Below are 20,486 nucleotides of genomic sequence, written 5' to 3'. Positions count from 1 at the left end.
ATTAGCGTTTTACCAGCCTTTAGGGTTTCAACCGGCTCAAAAAAAAGAGGGCTCCTAGATTGAGCCAGAAACACCCTTTTATCGCGATGAATTACCTTCCTTTGCAAAGTATGTTTATTTTATAAATTTTTCAAAAGATATTGTATAATAATTGTAAATGGAGTGGGAGGAGAGAACTATGCTGACGAAGCTGAAGAATCCAATTTTTCTTATTTTGATAGTTTTCTTGGCTACCCTAACAGTGCGACTTGTATATAATAATCCACCCCATTATATTTATGATTGGTTGATGGGTATATACGCCATCCGTTTGATCGGTCGGACGTTGTACGAAAAATACCAAAATAAGCATAGAACCAGTATTGTAACTGACACGGTTGTAGAAGTGATTATGGTTATGATCTCAGTTGGAATTATCCTATTTTTATTTATGTCACAAGAAACATGGTGGCATAAGTTACTTTTTCTAATTGGAGAATCCTATTTCCTCATTTATAGCGGTTATACTTTTAAAGAGATCATACAAAAAGAGCGGAATTAATCCGCTCCTATGCTATAAAGGCCGGTCATATCAAGCAGATCCCATTTATTAAACCATAATAAAAAATGCTCCTGGAAAAATTCTGATTTTCCAAGAGCACCTACTAACTAATCTTCTACCCATAATGCAATATAAATAAATATGACGTAAGCTAAAACAAAGAATATAATCACGCCAAGAGGGATAATCCAAGTAAGATGAGTCTTAAATGGTCTTATTATCTTCTGGCTAGTCGGAAGGAATCTATATTCCAATTTTTCTAAAACCTTTTCTGCTTCTTCTTCATCTCTAACTAAAAGTTCACTCCATAATTGCTCATAACGTTCTCGAATTTCTTCTTTTTTAGAACTATCCTCTAGAAAAGCCATATAGCTACCTCCATAAAAACAAAGTAGCAAAAAGACCTGAGGAACAAAGCTACAGATCTCCTTGCATTTAGACGCTCTTCTTGGCTATAAAAGATTTTTTAAATAGTAAAGGAGACAAAATAAGCAAAATCCCTAACAATAAAAAAATGGAACCGTACAAATATAGATAAAAATCTTGGGCAGGGATTAACATACCCATCTTGTAAATTGATTCACCACGTCCACGAGTCGTAAGAATATCAACTGCCTGCTCGGTTACAACTAGACCTACAATTAACATAACAAAAAATACTATTGTTTTTTTCAAATTTCACTCACCTCCCTTTACAAAATAGTATAGCTGTAAAAAATAGTAAAAAAAGAAAAAAAAGGGCTCAGCAAAAAGGAACCTGCTCTTAAATTCACCTTTTAGTTTACGTAAACATTCCCTGCTCCGCTTGCACCGTAACCTTTTGGTTGGGTTAGTCCAGTGATTCTGATATGATATCCACTACCTGCCGGGATACCATCAAAAGTTCTACTGTATCAGGTTTTTGAAACATTTTCAGAACTGTTTCCAAATATTTTCTCTGGGACACTCCATTCTTTCCATCCATTCCATACATCTTGCACAATCTCATATCTATTAGTAGCTTCTACGTCACTAATACCTGTGTCTTGCCATCCTTTGATTGTTGCCGAATGGGATGCACCAACAGAAAAAGCGTCGTCCCCAATTAGTACAGTTCCATATTTAACCCCACTAAGTCTATAATAGTCTACAGTTGCATTTATAGAAAATTCAGATGGATTCAGTGCTTTAACGGTTGCAGGATTGCCATCACCAAGAACCAACTTCCACTCTTCACCATCTTTGATTACTTTCAAATTTTGTTTTTTCCCATCCTCTTAGATTGTAACTGCTACACTCGAATTGGACTCTTTTTGGGTACCAACAACTTCAATTTTATCAAAATCAGTTCTATTACTGTATTCCTCATACTTCTGAATTTGTTTTTCTTCACTGAGATACCACGAATCTTTGACTAGACTTACTGCATCCGAAAAATTCTTTTCGTGCACAGCAGTTAAGTATTTTGCAACAACTTTTTGAGCCTCTTGCTCGGATTGATCGACAGCAGCTTGGGATGTAGTTTGATCTTTTGTTAAAGTTTCTGAAGCAGAAACCGAAACTGAAGTATCAGCCGACGGAACAACAGATGCAGCGGATACAGAAGTACCTAATGCTGCACCATTGTAAGTGTAGCAAGTAGCGTAAACCATTTCTTCTTCATTCAAAATTCCCTCTTTCCATTGATTTTTTGATTTATGTAAGTAAAATCTTTGGATGTACTTTTGCCAAATCCAACTTAGAATCAATCACTCATTTTTTAATATTTGTAAGACTCGCGACTGTTATAGCGATAATTTGTTAAATATTCTAGTGTTTTTTTCAATCATTTTATAGTAAATAACTATTAATCGATCATATAATACTATTTTTGTTAAAATCGAAATTTAGGATAAAAGTTATACATCGTTTAGGATCGTAGTTTATGTCCAGCATTGCTAAGAATAAAACTTAATAAGGAGGAAATTAAATGGATTTTTTAATCTTGGTGCCACAGTTTTTAATCCAGGTGTTTACTATAGTCGTCGCTTTAGTGATATATGATAGATTTTTCAAAAAAAGATGATCCATGTGAAGCTGAATTACTTGGCTACGGCAGAAATACCTGGGCACGACAAAAAGAGCGATTTGCATCGCTCTGTAACACATTCATTTATGTATTCAGTTGGTTTTCCTGTCCGTAGCTCACTGAACAAAGGGGATCCGGACAAACTCTTTGGTCTGGACAAATCCCCCCATCTTGAATAAGCTTCAGACACTTAATGAGCTTATGTCCACGCCTAAATATTCTCCCAGCCGCATATCTGTGTCTGTTTTGACTTTGCTCCAGAGAAATCTTAGTTCGTGTGTGTATCCCCGACAAAGATACTTGGCCGTAATACGATCCTCCAGTTGATGTTGCTCCAGAACTTTGATTCCACGCCTTCACATTTCCTGGCGTACTCGATACTGTTCCTTTGATACATGATTCCTGCAGCGATCATTAGAATCCAATTTCTCGTTAGTTTGTTTGTTTATAATAATTTGATAAAATGCCCTTTAAAACTTGTTTATAATCGTTTTTATTATAAGAAGAGTTATCAACTTTTATCTTGGTTATGTTTAAGCCATTAAAAATTTTTTCTTCTAGTTCCCTTCTTGCTTTAAGAACCTGCAGCGTTCCTTCTAACCCTTTGTAATTTTGTTTTTTACCATACCCTTGATTCGTATAATATTCAATAAATCCCTCTGACCATTCCTGAGGTCTTTCCTTTACAGCCTTTCTGAAAGAATGATCAAGATCGTTCTGATCTACGTAAATCAACAATGGACTTAGTGGAGCTACAATTATTTCCAGTTCGATAACGTAACTTATAACGTCTTCCTTCTTCGCATCATGTTTAATCATCCCCATTGTTACAGGGTTTTGAATAAAACAACAATCAAAAACAAAAGTGTCCGCACCATTTAAAACACGGTCCGCAAACTTCATCCATCGTTCGGTTATCAGTTTCCTGTTTTGATCTAGCGATAATTCATAAATATCATGTTTGAAAACTGCATGAAGCAATTCATCTGGAAAATTTGGCCCGTATTCAATTTTCACTTTCCGATATTCTAGGATGTAATCGTTACCTTGTTTAATCATGAGATTACTCAACAAATCTTTAAACTTTTCATGTGTATTCAATAATTCATCGCATTCATTTTTCTTAAAGAAAGCGACTCCATCATAATCAGCAGGATGTTCTGGATTTCCTTCTAAAAACAGCTGGGATGTAATGTTCATTTCCGTAAGAATTTCATAAACGAGTTGAGCAGTTGTTGTTTTCCCGCATCCTGGCAATCCCTCAATCAAAACTAACTTCGATCTCATCATAAAGCTCCTCCATTCGCTAGTAGGAGGATAAGCAGGTAGGAATCAATAGAGACGCAGTTTCCCACGAATAAAAGCGGATACCATCAGGTATCCGCAGCATGGGTTTATGATACACCTTCCCCTGCATACCCTGTAAGATTAAAAAAAGCACGCCTAATAAAATAGTGTATTCACTATTACAGGCATCCTTTCGAATTGTTAATCTTTACAGAGTAATCCACATGATAAGGTTTATGCTCCTTTGTTTGCATCTCTATGGTTTAGAATAGCATTAAGCATAGATAAATACAATCAGGGACTTTCTAAACAAACCTGCCCGTTAGCTTAATTCACCGTCATACAAAAATACCATTTCTCGTAACGGCTCAAATCTTGCTCATAGTCGAGCAACGGATGTGCATCCCCTATTCCCAACCGCATGATTGACGAGAATGATGTCCCCCCCTCCAACTCAGACCCGCTTCCGCCCCGATGTGGCATGTCAAAAATCATGCTTTTAGGAACGCCACATTTCATCAATAATTGAAACAAATTTAATACACAACAAAAAGTAACTCCTGCAGGCAATGCAGGAGCTACTTTTTGTTACCTTGCCACTGTTGTCATTCAACTAACGTTCTCTGTTAGCTTAACCAAACGACGAACCTTAATCATCGCTTGTTTCTATACAAGAGTTCCAAACAAGTAAACGGCAAACACTATAATACTAAGAATAAACATAACCCCTCCCACCCTATAACACAAGGAAGTTCCAAAATTATTTGGATATTTTCTCGAAATTATCACTGCTGGTAACCAAAATACAATAGCAGCCATAAATGGAATGTGATACCCCTCGGTTTCATTCGTATATATATCCCAATTGAATAACTTAAACAGATAATGGCTCAACATGAAGTCGTTTTGAAATTTAAAATTAAATAAAAAACCTAAAGTTAGAACAACTATTGCAAATGACCCAGTACCAAACGGTCTTTTTATTGTCACTTCATTTCGCTCCCCTGCAAACTGTTGCCCTTTGGCTACAATTCTCATCGAGTTGATTTCCTAATTATTTGCTATACGTAGGAACAGTAAATTTGTTGCGTTATCCTGCCCGTTAGCTCAACAGGCAGCCGATATTACGGCAGCCTGTTCTTATGATACCATCGTGTAGCATTAGTTATCTTAATCTCTAGGTGACCTTTAAAGCAAAATGATAAAATGCATCGCCACGAGATTGGTTCTCTACATCTTCATCCATCCACCATACCCCGTATGAATAAAAATATGTCCCTTTTTCTGTAGGAGCTTGAAAACTATTTTCTTTCAATAAAACTTCTGTACGTTTTCCTTCATAGAATTGCTCGACATGAAATTTATTCGGTTGGGGCTCATAATTCATAATGAATTTTACAACAACACCAGGCTTTACTAGAATCGGTTCTTTTCCTTTTAAAAGTTCAACTGGACCAGCTAAATCCACACATGACGTTGTCCAGCAATATGTGCCGAGTTTTGCTTTGTACATTCGTTTATCAATCTGAATTTGAACTTTTGGTGGTTTCTCTCCCTCAAGGTCTTTGTTTTTTTGCTGAACACCCGTGCAACCAACTACACATATAAGAGTTAGTGCCATAACGAATAACAAGACAGTATTCTTCAAATAAACCCTCCTATCTTTATTCGACCCTAATTATTTAACGATAGACGAAGTAAATTGTTACAAATCAAATTCATGAGATTAGTAAAATACTGTTTAACATGTTTTTTCGGAAATAAGATTACTTGTTGAACTAATATGCCCGTTAGTGCAGAGACCAACTGATTTAATAAATCCGAGAACTTACCCATACAACAGTTGTTATTGCAATTAATGCGGCCATCAAAACAAATAAAATATAACCGGCTTTAGTTTTCACACTGCTTCGGTTATCATAAACCTCTGGCTTGACTCCTAACCCAAGCCACAAATCACTAATAAGACTCACAACGGCTAACGCGAAATTTTTGATCATCTTCATGTTACAACGCTCCTTGTCCTAGTATTTATTCCCGAATCGATTCCCCCTAAATAATACTACGTATTGGAACTCTCCTGCCCGTTAGCTTAATGAAGCAACGTCAGTCTAATGTAGTGTAGCGTTTAGAAAAATGTAAATGAGCCCATTACCGAAATTCGGAAGATTATTATTTCCAATTTTACATGCAATGAGCTATTTATGTTCAGTGTAAGGCAGTGTAAGATACTGGTCGTTCTTAAGACATCGTCATCTGCTAACTCATCCGCTTGGCGTTCGTAATCTTCTAAATTAGCTGGGATCTTTAATCTTACTTTATCATCGTCAAGGATTACTCCCATTTTGCTCGCGTGTTTGCTTTTCTCTTTGCCATTCCTTGTCAACTAATCGTTTATAGTAAACACGAAAACTATTTTCACTTATTTTTGGAGATATTAGTAGCAAAGTCATTAAGAATCGAACTCTGCGAGTATCTCTAACACCCTCGTATGTCTGCCTACTCTTAAAAACGGATGTTCCCGAGATTTTATTCTCCGCAGCTACACTAAGGTACTTTTTAAGCTCTAAATATGTTGAGAAACGTTCATTATCACCAATGCACCGATAAATGTACAGGCCTTAGATTCACTCATGATAGGGAAGGACATAAGTATCATTGTATAAGGATGAGGTTTATATCCTTTTTCTTTATTCCCATAAAGCAAGGAAGCTATCTGTTTATCCATGCTTTTTATCGCTTCATCTATACGCAAGGTCTCTTCAATAAGCTACGTTTACCGTTCAGCTAGGTGTGGAATGTTCAAGGCTAATGTGTTGGGTAACAGTTCTGCCAAGGTCATAGAGGCTTTTGTAGCAGTAGTTCTTGCACCATTTGTTATTAGAGTTTGCCTAAGTTCATCTCGAGTTACCTGGGCCATTTCTTGCGCTGCAGGATACTTCAGAGCTAATTTGAGGACACTTAACGTGGTCATACCCCTGTCAAGTAGACAGAACTAAAAAGACATCTTTAAGCAGCAACCGTTTCTCGGTATTCAATCGGGGAACGGTTGTTTAATTTTTTCTGAAATCTATTTTCATTATAAAAAGAAATGTACTCCCGTACGTGTTGTTCTACCTCCGCTAGGGTTCCGGGTTTCGTTAAATAAATCTTCTCTGTTTTAAGATGGGAGAAGAAGGATTCTATACAGGCATTGTCTAGGCAATTTCCACGCCTTGAATGGCTCCCAAGCATTCCAAGCCGCTTAAGTTTGCGGTTAAACGGCTTGGAGGTATACTGAAAACCCTGGTCTGAATGGAGAATGACACCCTCCATGTTCACGTTCTTACTTAGAACGTCTAGCGTCTCGCTAACTAGAGCAAGGTCATTTCGTTCCGAAAGACGCCAAGCCACGATTTCATTGTTAAACAGATCTTGAATGACAGAGAGATATACAAACCGCTCTCCAGCTCGTATGTATGTAATATCGGTAACCAGCTTGGATAAAGGAGCATCTGCCTGAAATTGTCGATCTAATCGGTTGGCATTTACCACAGATGCCTGTTTGCCAAAAAAGCGCCGCTTCTTTCGAATGACGGAACGGATCCCTAATTTCTTCATTAGGCGGTACACCTTTTTGTGATTGACCAAGATACCTTCTCTACGTAAAGCAACGGTCATCCGGAGATAACCAAAATAGGGATGGATCCGGTGGATCGACAACATATGCGATTCCAGAAGCTCTTCTTCTTGCTTACGCTGCTGGGTTGTTTGCTGATTCTTTCTCCATTTATAATATCCTGCCCGAGAAACATGGGCTAATTCAAGTAACCATTTCAACGAATATCGTGTCCGCATTCCCTCAATAATTTCAAACCTCGCTTCTTTCCTCGTCACTCCTTGTGTAGATTTGGATACTGCTTTTTTAAATATTCAATCTCCGCCCGTAGATACGCCATCTCCTCTTCCATACTGGAAAATTTCGTTTTGGGTCGTCCCTGCCTTGTGGTCGTTGGCTGGAGGTTCTCCCCCGCTCGATGTTTCATCACCCAGCTTTGCACTTGGGATTTATTACGAATGTCCAATTGTTTCGTCACTTCACGAATACTCATATGTTCTTCGTTCACCAACCGGACTGCCTCCATCTTTACATCTAAGGAGTATTGCCGGAATGATTGTCCCTTTTTAGCCATGAAAAATCCCCTCCGTTCAACAAGATTAAGTCCATCTTAACAGATGTCTTTTCTCTCTTGTCTACTAGAAGGGGATAATACCAACGCACCTGTCTTTTTAAAAGCTCGTTTAAGTTCAGGATTGGTTACTGAAAATAATTGCTGGATTTGATTCCTACCTCTCGTTAATTGAGTAGTAAGCAACCAGCGATCCCTAGTTAATGTGCGGTATAAAACCTGCTCTGCACTTACAGGACGAACTATACGCGCCGAACGAATATCAGGATGAAGGGTTTTGTGCCATCCCATATAGGCCATGATTCTAGCATCAATTTCATCGGATTTTTCATTAAGCCCTAGCTGGCGTTCACGAAATCCTTTACAGCTTTATTTTCAACCTGATATATAGAGTAGCCTCGATCTAATAGAACTCTAACAACTAAATATGAATAATGCCCACCAGTTGGTTCCAGTAATATAAAGAAATCCTGGGATTTATACTCGAATTGTGCTTGAATATCTTCTAAAGCATGGATAAACTTTGTAATCCCTTGGCTATCCGAGTTAAGCTTCATTGTTTCACTACGTTTCCATTTCTTCTCACTGCGGAACTTTTCAAATGGAATGCAAGCAGCAACATGGAAATCCGAACCAATATCTATTCCAACATAGAAGGGATAAAAAGCTCTTGAGTTGTCTTGGTCTTCAATAATGCTCGTATCCGTAAGCATAAAATCATTCAACTTATGATCACCTATTCGAATCATTTGCACCAGATTAACCAAGTTTTCTTAAGAGCTCCGCAATGGACCCAATGTAGTATGTCAGGTTTTAGATTCGGTGCATTACCCATAATAAACTGAGAGGTCGAGAATCCGCCTCAACAACTTTAAAGGGCTTCTGTTAAGTTCTTTCGACAGAAGGAAACAATTCCCTTCTTTATCTATTAAGTTCTCTACTTTTCTACGCAAAAAAACCTGTCATTTCGACAGGTTAAATAATCATCAAATGTGCAGCGCCAAAATATGGAGCTCCTCATTTCTGTTAAAGAAGTCCAGAAGGATGTCCTGCCGGCTCCAAACCTATTCTGGGCGGTTGTTCCCTGAGAGGTCACTGCACAATTATATATACGCCTATTAAGGGCTAATTCCTTCTAATACGGTACCAGTTACCACAAATACTTTATAGAAGTCTTTCTAAGTTCCACATTAGACTCAGAGGTTAACAGGTACTACGGTATTTTAGCATGTTGCTCAAAAGTGGTAAAAGCCTATTTATTGAACTAACGTTCCTCGTTAGCTTAATTCCGAAATCTCTCGGGCAGACCGAGGGGCGATAGTCCCAATGTTTGAATAGGTTGTTATCTGATGGATACGCCATCTAGGAAACACTAACATTTCTTTTACTTAATTTCTTAAATACCGAGTAATCCTTATTGAACTTAATAAAACTTAATATTTTTTCGGCACATTCTATTGGATTCATCTCTTCCGTATTTACTTCGAGGTCATATTCATCAATGCAATATACTTTGCTGAACTGTGAAGCTGCTAGTCCAATCTGTCTATCTCCTCTTGTTTGCTCTCTTTTTATGAGTTCTTCTTCCGAGCATATTACACCTATAAATAACGTAGAATGATCGAAAAATTGATCAAGAAACTCATTAAACCTCTTGTCATTGTCGATTATGGTATCTGCTATTACATTAAAACCCAATTCTAATAACAATTTAATTGTCGAATGGTACACTGAGAATATGGAATCATCAAGTATTTGTGAGACAACTTGATGATCTATTTCTTTTGGAGGATCATCTGGAAATTTATTATTAATAAAATCATAGTAATTATTAAAAAAATCATCAATTGATAAATGATAAAAAAGGATCTCTTTCTGATTTATCAGTTCAGTCGATATGGAGGTCTTTCCGGAACTTGAAGTTCCATTTAGAAAAACTAATATCCCTTGCTTCAATTTAATCATCCCTTCAAAAAATAATTATTTCGTATCTTTCAGATAACGTTATATTCACAAAGTTCATTAAATTATCCAACTCAGAAAATATTCGAGAAATGATTGAACTATCCTGTCAGTTAGTTCAATAAAAAGAACGCTCCCGCGCCTTCGCTTGGGCTACGTCCTCCTCATTATATTCCATTTCCAATCACCTATTAAAGAGCGTACGCGGGTAGCATGTAGTGCTTAAACAGGGAACTTATCTTAACCTAAGCACTAAGAAAATACTTTATTTTCTTTTCATATTAAAAAATCGAAAATAGAGCATCCCCCAAGGGATGCCCTTCTTTCACTATATTGCATTAATGGTGAATTGTCCTTTTGCAGCTTTGATCTCAAAGTAATATTGTTTATCATTATTTAAACCGATCAGTTGTTTGCTATTGCCAGGAGACACCTGAAACTCATCAATCACGATATCTCCCTGTTCATCTTTAACTCTAACAATACCTGCACTGTTTGCATCATTTATGATTGTCTTATCCCAAAAAACACTATCAAATTTGACGTAATCTTGACCATCAAATTTAATACTGTTCCATTCATCAGTTTCTTTTTCAATAGCCATAACTGAGATTATTTTAGGAGAAAAGTAATTATGGACAGTTTCTACATTTTGATAAACTTGATAAGAACAAACAAAAGCAATAGTTAAAATAACGAAAATAGCACTAGATAAACCAATTTCCTTAAATTTACTATTAAGCATATTCATATACCATCCCCTTTTGAAAACGTGGTAATATAATTCGATTGGTTACTTTATTATATATACAAGTCTTTAGAGGAGTAGTAAAGCATACCTGTCACTGAGGGAAAAGACTTTTTGTATTGCTAGTTCACTTATTTTCTTCGAATAATCGTATACAATAAAAATACCTGCATAAATAAGCAGACATTTCATCCTCATGTATTTGTGGTATAATGGATATAAATAAAAGTAGCCGCGATGTTAGCGCATCACGGCTACCCGACAAAGGCCGGTGGGCAACCACGGCGAGATTTCAGTTCAATACGAAATGAAAAACCACTGGATTCCTAGGCTTCCATACCTATTCTCGGTGGTTTTTCTTGTCTTTGCGTGCCGTGATTGTTTTCATGCCTGAACCAAAGTCTTCAGACCAATAGTAATACAGACCACCTTTAGCACAGCGTCAAGAGTCTTCGCGATAAGTTCAAGAGACGGGGCAGTCCCCCTTCGAGTAGCTTAGCCGTGTCATTTCCCACCGGTTATCTTATCCTATTAATTGGACCATAAACGAAATACTAGGAAATAGAATAGGAACAAGAAGCGCCCCGAATTCGGAATGCTTCTGCTGTATTTCCAAGACCAGGAATCCCTCTGACGTAGCTTACTAAAGAAAATGCTTGGCTTGTGGTATCGTTTGCAGCGTTTGCGCTATGGATCAGTACATGCTCAACTGTCTCCCTGTCAGGACCTCCAGGTTCACTAAATGCATCTCCATAATAACATACAATCATTTTGCTCAATTGGACAATAGGGTAAGACACTTAATTATTTCTTTTCCTCCTGCACATTAACAATTAAGTCTGCAAGCTGTTTAGCATCCTGTACTTTATGGGATACAACTACATTCCCCTTTGTGTCTATAATCCCATATTCACCGACCATCCCAACTGATCCAGAGTTATCATTAAAGAAAACAAGTCGTTTAGTTACAGCTGGTTGTTCACCCCATATACTTTCTATGTCTCCCCCCAAGTATTTAGACAAAGAACTGTGTGTTCCATCCAGCTTAGAAAAAGTCTTTTTTCCCTCCCAAGCTAAGCTCATATAACCATTTTTCAACTCGTAATAATAAATACTATCACTCCAAATAAAATACATCTTAGAAAAATCATTCTCTGGGAAAATATAGCTGAAACTGTCTCCTTCAGGTCGATCCTTGGATACATAGAATTGAACTCTTTGTAGTCCAATAACCCCCAATCTAGCTTTTGCCAAATCACCACTTTGTATCAGCTTTTGTGCATTTTGATCAGGTTTTATAATAGCAATACCATTGTTCTTAGAGTCCCAATCTACAATAGCATTAAAATTCTCGCTAATGAATCTCAAAGGAACATAAGTCGTGCCGTCTTTCATAACTGGAGGAGTGCTAAGGCTTATTTCTTTATGATTCTTGAGGGCAACGTTTTTACCAACAGTTAGCTGCAGACTATCGCTATCATGAGTCACAATTATCGTCTTGCTTTTGCTATTCCAAGCGACTTTATAGCCTCCTAAAGACTCTATAACACGTACAGGTACAAAACTAGTATTGTTTAAAACAATGGGACTTTTCATATTAGTAAGAAGATTCCCATTTGCGTTTAATTGAATGGGCTTCGCCTTTGCACTAGCCATATTTCCTGAAAGTATAAGCAGAACAACAATACTAAGAAAAGTTTTCTTCAATATAATTCTTCCTTATCTGTTTTAGATTGATATTCCTTATTTTTAACGCTGAATGACTATCGTGGCTAGATTCCCCTTTCTTCACATCCAAATTTCCTTCATCCCTCAAAGAAGCCAATCTAGTTTACCATGAATAACCTTTATATGGTATACTTTTCTATAATCATACTATAAAGCACAGAGCTAATTCCTTACTGGCAATTGAGATACTACTTCCTACCGGGGAATCTATCAAATTTTTCTATGGTAACAAAAATGAAAAGGAGACTTACATTGATCTTCAAAAACAAAAGACGCTTGTACAAGCTATTTGCCGTGGTATTTCTCTTGTTGCTCTTCTTGAGTGCTATCCTTCTCACCAATTTGACGCATACAGAAGAGATCGCCGATCCTGATATGAATGCTCGCACAGTCCTTAAAGCAGGAGACACTTCCTCGTTCAAAATTGACAGGCTGAACAGCTCGTTTCAATGGTTTCATAGTCTGGATCGGGCAATCCAATTTAAAAAATTTGATTTTAAAGTTCCTGATCATCTGCCCGAGGGTTATCAGCTTGAAATTGTAGATTTGAGTAGGCTCTTTTCTGATGCCAACCAAGCTAATCTTCTTAATATCGTATCCATAATGTTCGTATCGAAATTTGGCAGCAAAAATGAGCAATTTATAGAAATGCTGGCTTCCAAAGGGAAAGGAAATATGTTGGAACATAATTTACTGTTGGGTGCCCCAAACTCACAAAAGTTAGCACAAACTCAGTTTTTCCAACAAAGTGAGGTTACATTGGGAAATGTAAAAGGCGTGTTATTCACGAAAAGGCAAGGCTCTCAGCATAATCGAAAAGCAGCCAACAGCTTTGTCTGGCAGGATAACGGTGTATCGTATGCAATCAATTGGGAGAAGCTCACGCAAAAAGAAATTGAAAAGGTTGTACAATCCTTCACTTTCCCACAGCAAGTCCAACGTGTTCGTTACGACGGAGAAGGGAATTCATTTCCTCTGTACGATGAGACGGATTTACTTGCAGTGAAGAATATTCTAGGCTTTAAAGTGAAATTTCCGGACAGCTTGCTGAACACTCACCTTACGCTGAATGACTTGATCTTGTTGAGGGCGGAGGATCAGAATACTAGTTACTCGTTTAGACAAACTGCAGATGCTCTGTGGAACACCTATCGTGCACCGTACAATTCCACAATTTATGATGACCCGAATGACGAAATTTTGTTCTATCAAAGTAAAGTGCCGCTTTTTGAAACGACTAAGCTCTCGTTCATTCGTAAGCTGGAGATTAGTGGGGTTGAAATTTCGGCTTACGCCGACAACAACCACATCTACTTTGGACCTCTCTATTCCAGCAACGACAAATCAAAGCTCAAAAGTCAAACCTACTACTTTTGGAAGCAAAATAATGTTTATTATGCTACGGCCTTCCTAGGTCTGGATAAAAACCAGGAAGATAGTTTGAGGACTTTAGTTCTCACTCCTCTTCAATAGGATTGAAGTTGCATAATACGTTATCCTCCCCAGTTATGATTTTGGACTCTAGAGCTCTATAAAGAGCTTTATTGGGTCGAGTGTTCCTTTAATTAGGTGAAAAACTACCATCGTCTGGATGACGCGACTACAAACTAGCTTTTTCTTACGTAAAGCAAGGATTCATTTTCTTCGGTTGTGCTATTTGCTTTATCTATCTGTAAACAATCAGGAATTTAGATGCTGAGCAATCCAACTATTTAGTGCTCATGCACTTAAGTCGTATTCAAAAAAAACTGTTCATTGTATCTGTTTATTCTACTAACCCTTATTTTTCTATCAAATAAAATAAAATAAAGTAAATCCATTCCAGAGATTTAGCCAGTATATTTATAAGGCAACTGTGTAAATATAGCCCATTGATCAAAAAAATATCAATAGGCTGCAATATAAAAAACACTTAAGGTTTTGTTCTAAAACAATAACGACTCTGCCCCGTCAATCACAATTTGTGCGCCAGTGATGTGACGCGAATGATCAGATGCCAAGAATGTCACCAAATCAGCAACCTGCTCGGGTTGCCCCGGTCCATCTGCCAACGGCTGATCTCCTTCAGGAAATTGCACAGGGATGGTAATCTGCTTTAACCCTTCTGATTTCTCAGTGGTTTCATCAATATTCGTCGAAATAGCCCCTGGATAGATGACATTGACACGAATACGGAACTTGGCCAGCTCCAGGGCTGCCATTTTAGCAAAACCGGTTTGACCTGCCTTTGATGTGCTGTAGGCTGACATCCCAAAGCTGGTAAAACGCTGATTTCCATTAATCGAGCTTGTAATGATAATGCTGCCGCCACCGTTCTTTTTCAAATGTGGTATTGTGTACTTCACCGTCAGGAAGGTTCCATCCAGATTCGTTGACAATGTTTGCCGCCAATCCTCAATGCTCAGCTCCTCGATCGGTCCGACGACCCCGTTAATCCCCGCATTGGCAAAAATGATATGCAGTCCGCCAAACAATTCAACCGCTTCCAGAACTGCTTTTTCCACACGCACCGGATCGGCAATGTCCACGTCAAAAGCCCGGGCTGCCCCTTCACGTATGGCATTAATTTCTCTTTCCGTCTCCAAAATACGATCATTACTTACGTCAAAAAGAGCGACATTTGCTCCTTCTCTAGCCATTTGAATGGCCGTTGCCTTACCAATGCCAGAGCCAGCCCCCGTAATTAGAGCAGTTTTACCTTTAAACCGTGCGCCTCCTGCATATGTGTAGCTCATATGTATCGCTCCCTTTCAATAATCTGTATAATCACAAGATTACCCAAAAGGGTATACTTTATAATCACCATTTTTGCGCATTTTTTGCTGTTCTGTTGCGATATTCAGGAAAAGATCGAATATTTCGTGCATTAGTACTTCTTTTCTTCTTCTCTCTCGCTACATTCCGTAAATATCTTGCCTATTCGTAATTTTCTATGGATTGATCAAAAAAAGGACGTTCTACAACCATAAATAATGGATGTATACGTCCTTTGGCTTATTCATTTACCACTGCAGCTCAATAAATGCAGCATCATCATCAAGTCCCCCGGTATGAGACGCATCCAGCAATACCTGTATCTGCTCATCAGGGACAGGCTCGCGAATAGGATCTAAATCGGACAAACCGTCCGTATATACTTGTAATCTCATTGGCATATCTGCGAGTATGCTTCTTTCGTACCAATGCGGCTTCCCTCCAATCGGCCCACGGCTTGTAGACCAGCGCTCCGCAGTAGAGAAGGTATGATCAAACAGTTCGCTGATTTCTTCCGCACCGTTCCACAATCGCAAACGTGAATCTCCTTGCCAGGCAAGTCGGAGACGACCACGGGTACCTCGTTTCGGCAGTTCGATTTTACCGCAAATATACATGGACTGGCTTCCCTGACGACGTTTATCTTCCAGTACTGAACGCATTAAGCCTGATTCGTGATCCAGAGGCTGCCGATCCAGTTCCTCAGTAGCTGCACCTGCCAGACGCTCAAGATACTCCTTCAATTGATTAGCAGACAGATCCTGCCTCTGTTCCATCCAATCCAGTAAAGAAGACCCTAGATAGCGGGCTGCAAAATCTCCTCGGTAACTGAGCCCGACACCATCACACAAGACAAAACAACAGACAGATTTATGAATACGTACTGCGGCAAAATCCTGTCCGCTTTCCCCCATGCTGGCAGATTCGGCAGACCTTCCATAGCCATAACGACACATAAAGCGACTGTGATGAGATGATAAAGGCTGATCGCCTGTCTGAGAGCTTATGTAAGCAAATTGCTGAGTCAGCCTTGCATTCAATCCTTTTTTTTTGCTCGTGGGGAGCAGGGACAGCAGTGGATTCATGCTTTTACCTCCTTACCGTACAGGCGTTGCCGCTGACATTTGAAAACCAATGGACACCAGTTCCGCACAGGTTCCAGGTAGCATCATAATGGCTCCTTCACCTAACTGATAATCTGCCTCAAACAGCATTTCCCGATAGCTTTCAGGAAGTACAGAAGACATATTACGTAATTTCACAGCATGTTCATCCTGCAACGGCGTATTATGCGTCAGCCCTTTCCAGCGACGTGGGTCCTGAATAGGCGTTTCCAGCAACCTGTCGGATAAAAATATATTTTCCACCAGTACATTGCCGTCTGGTACACTCATGTTCATAATGCGCTTCGCAATCGGTTCCGGATCATCGCCTGTGGAAACACCATCTGTCATATGGCAGACCAAAGGTGCAGGACAATCCTGCATCCCTGGTAATTCCGCCTGCAAAATACGTTCAGCTTGCAAGAAGGCTTTTGCTGAATCTGAGAATCGTTTGGGTGTCAAATCAGGCAACGAACCAATGGCCGCAATTTCATCAATTCCCTTGACACCATTCAGCAGGTCATACACGTCGTCACTATAAGCCAAAATTGCAATCCGATAGCGCGCAGTCAACCGATTTCCCTTGGTCGATCGGAAAACCATTTGTCGAATCGCTAGCGATATAGCTTCATATACAACGTCAATACGCCGCCGCCCTTCCATCAGCATGTTCATCGACGCGCTGATGTCAATCAGGTAAATGATCAGGGCGGGAGTACGCTGTGAAGCCTGTATTGTATAGTTCATGGTTTGTACATGCTCCCCTCAGTTACCTTCGATCTGTCTCTGTTTCCTAATCTATCATTCTTCCATATATAAACATATGAAACATCAAATTTTAGGCAGTCTAAAATTCGTATCTCCTAAAAAGTTATAAATAGAGGAAGCCCGATAGCCCACTTCACCTACTGAACGATAATAAGAAGGATTACTGTCATATAATGCTCTAAAACGTTTGGCAAAGCTCTTTGCCTTCGTCGTGCTTCCACCTTCCTGAGAAGCATACGCCTTGTTGTACAAGGAAATAAGCTGGAGAACATTCTCCTTGTTACGTGCCTGTATAGCGTCTTTTCGCTTTTGTTCCGCCTCAGCTGCTGCTTTACGAGCCGCTTCTTCCTTGGCGGCACGAGCTTCCTGCTCCTTTTTCAAGGCCAGGTATTTTTCATACTTTGCCTGTTGATCATATGCTTTTTGCTTCGCCAACTTGGCAGCAGCCTGCTTTTTTTGTTCCTTTTGGGCGAGATAAGCTTCATATTTAACCTGTTGAGCGATCAGAGCTTGTTGTTTCTTTTGCTCTTCCTGTTGCTTTTGAGCAGCAAGAGCCTGTTGTTTGGCCTGCTGTTCAGCTTCCTGCCGTTGTTTCTCCGTTAGCGATTTTTGAGCGGCCTCCTGCTCAGCTACCAACTTTTCCTCGGCCGCTTTTGCAGCCTTCAATGCCTCTTCTTGCTTTGTAGCCTCGATTTGTCGCTGATTAGACTGATCTGCAAGAATACTCACAGTTGGGATTCCGGCTGCCAAAAGAACAACTGCGGCCGAAGCTGTAACGATAAACATTTTGGAGCGATACCAGGCTTTCGATTTTTCAGGTTGCTCTGGCATCTTGGGATTCAACTGCTCCTCCAGTCCTGTAATCGCAGCCGACACCTCCACATGCAAAGGACTGCCGTCTTCTACAAAGTGATACAACGAACGATAGACTTCCAACGCTGCAGCAGGTTTGTTCTGCTGCTCCAGTTCACGCGCCTGTCGAAACAGCTTGTCCGTTACTCCACGCTCTCCCTGCTCTAGGACATCCTGATTTAGCAATGCAGCCTGTTCAGCTTTGAGCGGTGCAGGGGTTGCCAAAGAGGATACCGTTTCACTTGAGGACCCCGCCGCCGATTCTATTGTTTCTGTCACAGCTGGCTCAGTTTCTATAGTCTCAACAGGAATTTCCTGCTCAGTAACCGCATTAAGTACAACCAACCATTCGCCAAAGGTAGGACAACTACTTAAATCCTGACTATCCCAGGCACGACTAAATAGTTCTACCACCTTGCTGCCCCAACGGGATTCAAGCGATTTCCGTAAAATAAAATAACGTTCGCAAGGCGTCTGCATTTCATGCTGATCAAAATAACTTTCGCCCCACGCTTTATCGACCACCACACGGTCAGACCAGCCTAGCATCTCCCCAATAATGATAGCCCCTGCAAAACGGTCTGCATATGCACTCCATAACCCGCTGTGAACGGTACGATGTGCAGCATACCCTGGCGATCCTGCCAATAGTGCATCTGGACGATCCATTTTGGTGCTATACATTTGCTCCACGTCTACCAATTCGACAGCTGACGTGCCTTCAGGCAGTTCCACTTCAGAAAAAAACGGAAGCATAACATTAGGCGCCGATAAATCACAGTGAGCCAATCCTTTTTGCTCCATCGCTGAACCGATCCCTGCCAGTGCTCTGGCTAAAGCCAGACTATCGGAAGCCTCAAGCTGACGCTGATCTGTGAGACAATCGAACCATGTCATACCATGAACCCATGGCATCAGCACCGCGTACAGCAAATCAGGCTGCTCAGCGATCAGACTTCCGTTTCTTTCTGGAGTGAGCACATCACGCTTGCATACCTGCAAACCGGGAATATCCCCGTATGTTTCCATATGCTCAGATTGATAAACCATAGCCGGGATGCGGAACTTCGGAAAAAACACTTTAAGGGCTTTCGCCTCATGCGGTGCTCCGTTTTTGGCAATCAGCTGGTATACAATTCCCTGCCTCCCTGCTTGTGCATAGGCTAAACCGGGTGCAGCGGGATGTCGTCCAACCACATAAGCTGTGCCGTTTATGATCAATTCGTCTCCCGGATTCGGTTGAAAAGACATGAAACATCCCTCTCCTTATATCGTTCAGTATGCTAGTTTTCCTCACCTTATTATATACGTCTATGGATGGCAAGAAAACCGGGTATCCGAAGATCGCCCGGTTTTTCCTGTACAATCTGTGCCAAACCGTGAGGAATGGGTTCACATATTGCTTCTTTATAGAGTGATATATGATAAGTTAATGCCGATCAGGCATGACAACTTATTTTGCTTGGTCAACCGTACGGAATTTGTTAGCGATAGCTGTCAATTCTTGGCTAATGCTATTCAAAGTCGTTACGAAAGCTTGCATTTGTTTGCTAGCTTCTTGGAACTCTTGGAAAAAGCGTTGTTTAGTCATACCTTCCCATTGACCTTCCATACCGGAGATGGATTGAGTCAAGCTGGAAACGATCTGCTGGCTTTGCTCACCACTTTGTTTAAATTGGTTAGCTACCTGATCAACCTGTTCTGGGGTAATTAAAATGCGTCCTGCCATTTTTTGCGTCCTCCTTGATGATAAAAAATGTTTTTGTTTAGCTGGTTCAAATTGTACTATGGCTATTTAATTCCCTACAAAAGGCAAAGGACCTAATTGCAATAATCCCACTTTTTAACTAGAAAGCAGCATCTAACAGTACAATCTTAATAAAACAACCACCTAATAAGTCCCATATTAGTCCCATAAAACCGGGAATGGTATAACAAATTCATATGGATTTACAAGTCGATCCAGATCATCTCGGAACGATCCGAACTAAGCGACAGGCTGATCTCTTGCTATAGACGGGTCAGTAAAATACCAATCCTGCGGACTGCTAGAAGACGCCTGCTTCAGAATATCCTGATGCAGGGTGCCTACATCCGAAGGCTGTACACCTGCAATAGCATGTACGACAGACTGCGGGTTGGAAATTAGACTGCTTCCTTCCGAAGCTTGCCCAGGCAGAATAGACGGTGATTGTTGATTCGACCAATCGAGCATCGTGACGGGTCGTCCCAATGGTTGGCTGGCAAATGGCAGAATCGTTTGATAGTTGTGGTCAACAGACTGAAACTGCTCTGCCTTTCGGTTCAGTTGTGTACCTGATGTATGGAGATAAGCATGAATCTGTTCTGACATCCGCTTGGCTTGCATCCACTGATTCAAGATCGCCTCACGTGCAGATACATCCCAATCCAGCGATTGTAACGCCTGCTCCAAACCTGCTGTTAACTGTTGAATTTGCTCCGCCGCATGCTGTAGCTGCCCGCTAAGCCCCCGAAGCACATCCGGTTCAACTCGAATGCGCATATC

At 40.1% G+C, this 20,486-nt stretch carries 23 protein-coding genes; 2 read left to right on the top strand and 21 right to left on the bottom strand.

What is annotated here, in order from left to right; translation table 11 throughout:
• The first annotated feature begins 178 nt into the window (after nucleotides 1-178).
• Nucleotides 179-541 (top strand): hypothetical protein, encoded by a 363-nt coding sequence (locus tag KSP24_RS11770; protein WP_137078374.1) that lies wholly within the window; start codon nucleotides 179-181, stop codon nucleotides 539-541.
• 107 nt (nucleotides 542-648) lie between these two features.
• Here KSP24_RS11770 and KSP24_RS11765 read toward each other — a convergent pair whose 3' ends face one another.
• The 15 genes from KSP24_RS11765 to KSP24_RS11700 form a co-directional block, all read right to left on the bottom strand.
• Nucleotides 649-909 carry a hypothetical protein gene (locus tag KSP24_RS11765; RefSeq protein ID WP_013370805.1) on the bottom strand — a complete coding sequence of 87 codons (261 nt, stop codon included), beginning with the start codon at nucleotides 907-909 and terminating at the stop codon, nucleotides 649-651.
• Nucleotides 910-976: 67 nt separating this feature from the next.
• Entirely contained in the window at nucleotides 977-1,216 is a 240-nt protein-coding gene (locus KSP24_RS11760; protein WP_216975179.1) for a hypothetical protein, read from the bottom strand.
• A 218-nt stretch (nucleotides 1,217-1,434) separates the two neighbouring features.
• A complete protein-coding gene (locus KSP24_RS11755) occupies nucleotides 1,435-1,776 on the bottom strand; it encodes a hypothetical protein (protein WP_249930778.1) in 342 nt (113 codons plus the stop codon).
• Nucleotides 1,777-1,797: 21 nt separating this feature from the next.
• Entirely contained in the window at nucleotides 1,798-2,187 is a 390-nt protein-coding gene (locus KSP24_RS11750) for a hypothetical protein (RefSeq protein ID WP_254207756.1), read from the bottom strand.
• Nucleotides 2,188-2,770: 583 nt separating this feature from the next.
• Nucleotides 2,771-2,935, bottom strand: a complete 165-nt coding sequence (locus KSP24_RS25720; protein WP_483311488.1) for a YhjD family protein — start codon at nucleotides 2,933-2,935, stop codon at nucleotides 2,771-2,773.
• An 85-nt stretch (nucleotides 2,936-3,020) separates the two neighbouring features.
• The gene (locus KSP24_RS11745; RefSeq protein ID WP_216975244.1) at nucleotides 3,021-3,875 is read right to left on the bottom strand and encodes a P-loop NTPase family protein; all 855 of its coding nucleotides are present in this window, start codon (nucleotides 3,873-3,875) and stop codon (nucleotides 3,021-3,023) included.
• Between the two features lie 666 nt (nucleotides 3,876-4,541).
• The gene (locus KSP24_RS11740) at nucleotides 4,542-4,913 is read right to left on the bottom strand and encodes a hypothetical protein (protein ID WP_058829522.1); all 372 of its coding nucleotides are present in this window, start codon (nucleotides 4,911-4,913) and stop codon (nucleotides 4,542-4,544) included.
• A 139-nt stretch (nucleotides 4,914-5,052) separates the two neighbouring features.
• Nucleotides 5,053-5,523, bottom strand: coding sequence for a hypothetical protein (locus tag KSP24_RS11735; protein ID WP_254207755.1), 471 nt, complete (start codon nucleotides 5,521-5,523; stop codon nucleotides 5,053-5,055).
• A 163-nt stretch (nucleotides 5,524-5,686) separates the two neighbouring features.
• Nucleotides 5,687-5,881 (bottom strand): hypothetical protein, encoded by a 195-nt coding sequence (locus tag KSP24_RS11730; protein WP_216975178.1) that lies wholly within the window; start codon nucleotides 5,879-5,881, stop codon nucleotides 5,687-5,689.
• Between the two features lie 321 nt (nucleotides 5,882-6,202).
• On the bottom strand, nucleotides 6,203-6,475 hold the full coding sequence (locus tag KSP24_RS25650; RefSeq protein WP_330706941.1) for a transposase: 273 nt from the start codon (nucleotides 6,473-6,475) through the stop codon (nucleotides 6,203-6,205).
• Nucleotides 6,476-6,884: 409 nt separating this feature from the next.
• Nucleotides 6,885-8,047, bottom strand: a protein-coding gene (locus tag KSP24_RS11720; RefSeq protein ID WP_367949311.1) for an IS3 family transposase whose coding sequence is annotated in 2 segments (ribosomal slippage) — nucleotides 6,885-7,783 and nucleotides 7,783-8,047 — 1,164 coding nt in all. Because the reading frame shifts where the segments join, the coding sequence is not laid out codon by codon here.
• A 335-nt stretch (nucleotides 8,048-8,382) separates the two neighbouring features.
• Nucleotides 8,383-8,769 carry a hypothetical protein gene (locus KSP24_RS11715; RefSeq protein WP_155742209.1) on the bottom strand — a complete coding sequence of 129 codons (387 nt, stop codon included), beginning with the start codon at nucleotides 8,767-8,769 and terminating at the stop codon, nucleotides 8,383-8,385.
• 637 nt (nucleotides 8,770-9,406) lie between these two features.
• A complete protein-coding gene (locus KSP24_RS11710) occupies nucleotides 9,407-10,000 on the bottom strand; it encodes a chloramphenicol phosphotransferase CPT family protein (protein ID WP_216975177.1) in 594 nt (197 codons plus the stop codon).
• A 334-nt stretch (nucleotides 10,001-10,334) separates the two neighbouring features.
• Nucleotides 10,335-10,757, bottom strand: a complete 423-nt coding sequence (locus KSP24_RS11705) for a hypothetical protein (protein WP_216975176.1) — start codon at nucleotides 10,755-10,757, stop codon at nucleotides 10,335-10,337.
• An 801-nt stretch (nucleotides 10,758-11,558) separates the two neighbouring features.
• A complete protein-coding gene (locus tag KSP24_RS11700; protein WP_090735413.1) occupies nucleotides 11,559-12,461 on the bottom strand; it encodes a copper amine oxidase N-terminal domain-containing protein in 903 nt (300 codons plus the stop codon).
• A gap of 273 nt (nucleotides 12,462-12,734) precedes the next feature.
• Here KSP24_RS11700 and KSP24_RS11695 point away from each other — a divergent pair, with 273 nt between their 5' ends.
• The gene (locus KSP24_RS11695; RefSeq protein WP_216975175.1) at nucleotides 12,735-13,955 is read left to right on the top strand and encodes a peptidase M56; all 1,221 of its coding nucleotides are present in this window, start codon (nucleotides 12,735-12,737) and stop codon (nucleotides 13,953-13,955) included.
• Between the two features lie 452 nt (nucleotides 13,956-14,407).
• Here the strand turns inward: KSP24_RS11695 and KSP24_RS11690 are convergent, their stop codons facing one another.
• The 6 genes from KSP24_RS11690 to KSP24_RS11665 all read right to left on the bottom strand — a co-directional run bounded on the left by KSP24_RS11690 (nucleotide 14,408) and on the right by KSP24_RS11665 (nucleotide 20,483).
• A complete protein-coding gene (locus tag KSP24_RS11690) occupies nucleotides 14,408-15,217 on the bottom strand; it encodes an SDR family oxidoreductase (RefSeq protein WP_090735419.1) in 810 nt (269 codons plus the stop codon).
• 267 nt (nucleotides 15,218-15,484) lie between these two features.
• Nucleotides 15,485-16,321 (bottom strand): hypothetical protein, encoded by an 837-nt coding sequence (locus tag KSP24_RS11685; RefSeq protein ID WP_137078367.1) that lies wholly within the window; start codon nucleotides 16,319-16,321, stop codon nucleotides 15,485-15,487.
• Between the two features lie 12 nt (nucleotides 16,322-16,333).
• Nucleotides 16,334-17,086 (bottom strand): vWA domain-containing protein, encoded by a 753-nt coding sequence (locus tag KSP24_RS11680; RefSeq protein WP_013370788.1) that lies wholly within the window; start codon nucleotides 17,084-17,086, stop codon nucleotides 16,334-16,336.
• 84 nt (nucleotides 17,087-17,170) lie between these two features.
• Nucleotides 17,171-19,210 (bottom strand): serine/threonine-protein kinase, encoded by a 2,040-nt coding sequence (locus KSP24_RS11675; RefSeq protein WP_216975174.1) that lies wholly within the window; start codon nucleotides 19,208-19,210, stop codon nucleotides 17,171-17,173.
• 202 nt (nucleotides 19,211-19,412) lie between these two features.
• Nucleotides 19,413-19,688, bottom strand: a complete 276-nt coding sequence (locus KSP24_RS11670; RefSeq protein ID WP_007430133.1) for a WXG100 family type VII secretion target — start codon at nucleotides 19,686-19,688, stop codon at nucleotides 19,413-19,415.
• A gap of 258 nt (nucleotides 19,689-19,946) precedes the next feature.
• Complete coding sequence (locus KSP24_RS11665) at nucleotides 19,947-20,483, bottom strand: WXG100 family type VII secretion target (protein ID WP_013370786.1); 537 nt, start codon at nucleotides 20,481-20,483, stop codon at nucleotides 19,947-19,949.
• Nucleotides 20,484-20,486: the final 3 nt, after the last annotated feature.

This window comes from Paenibacillus sp. AK121 (assembly GCF_019042715.1).
GTDB classification, from domain to species: Bacteria; Bacillota; Bacilli; order Paenibacillales; family Paenibacillaceae; genus Paenibacillus; species Paenibacillus polymyxa_C.
Note: the sequence above shows the minus strand (reverse complement) of the source record. Positions and strands in the feature narration are given on the sequence as shown.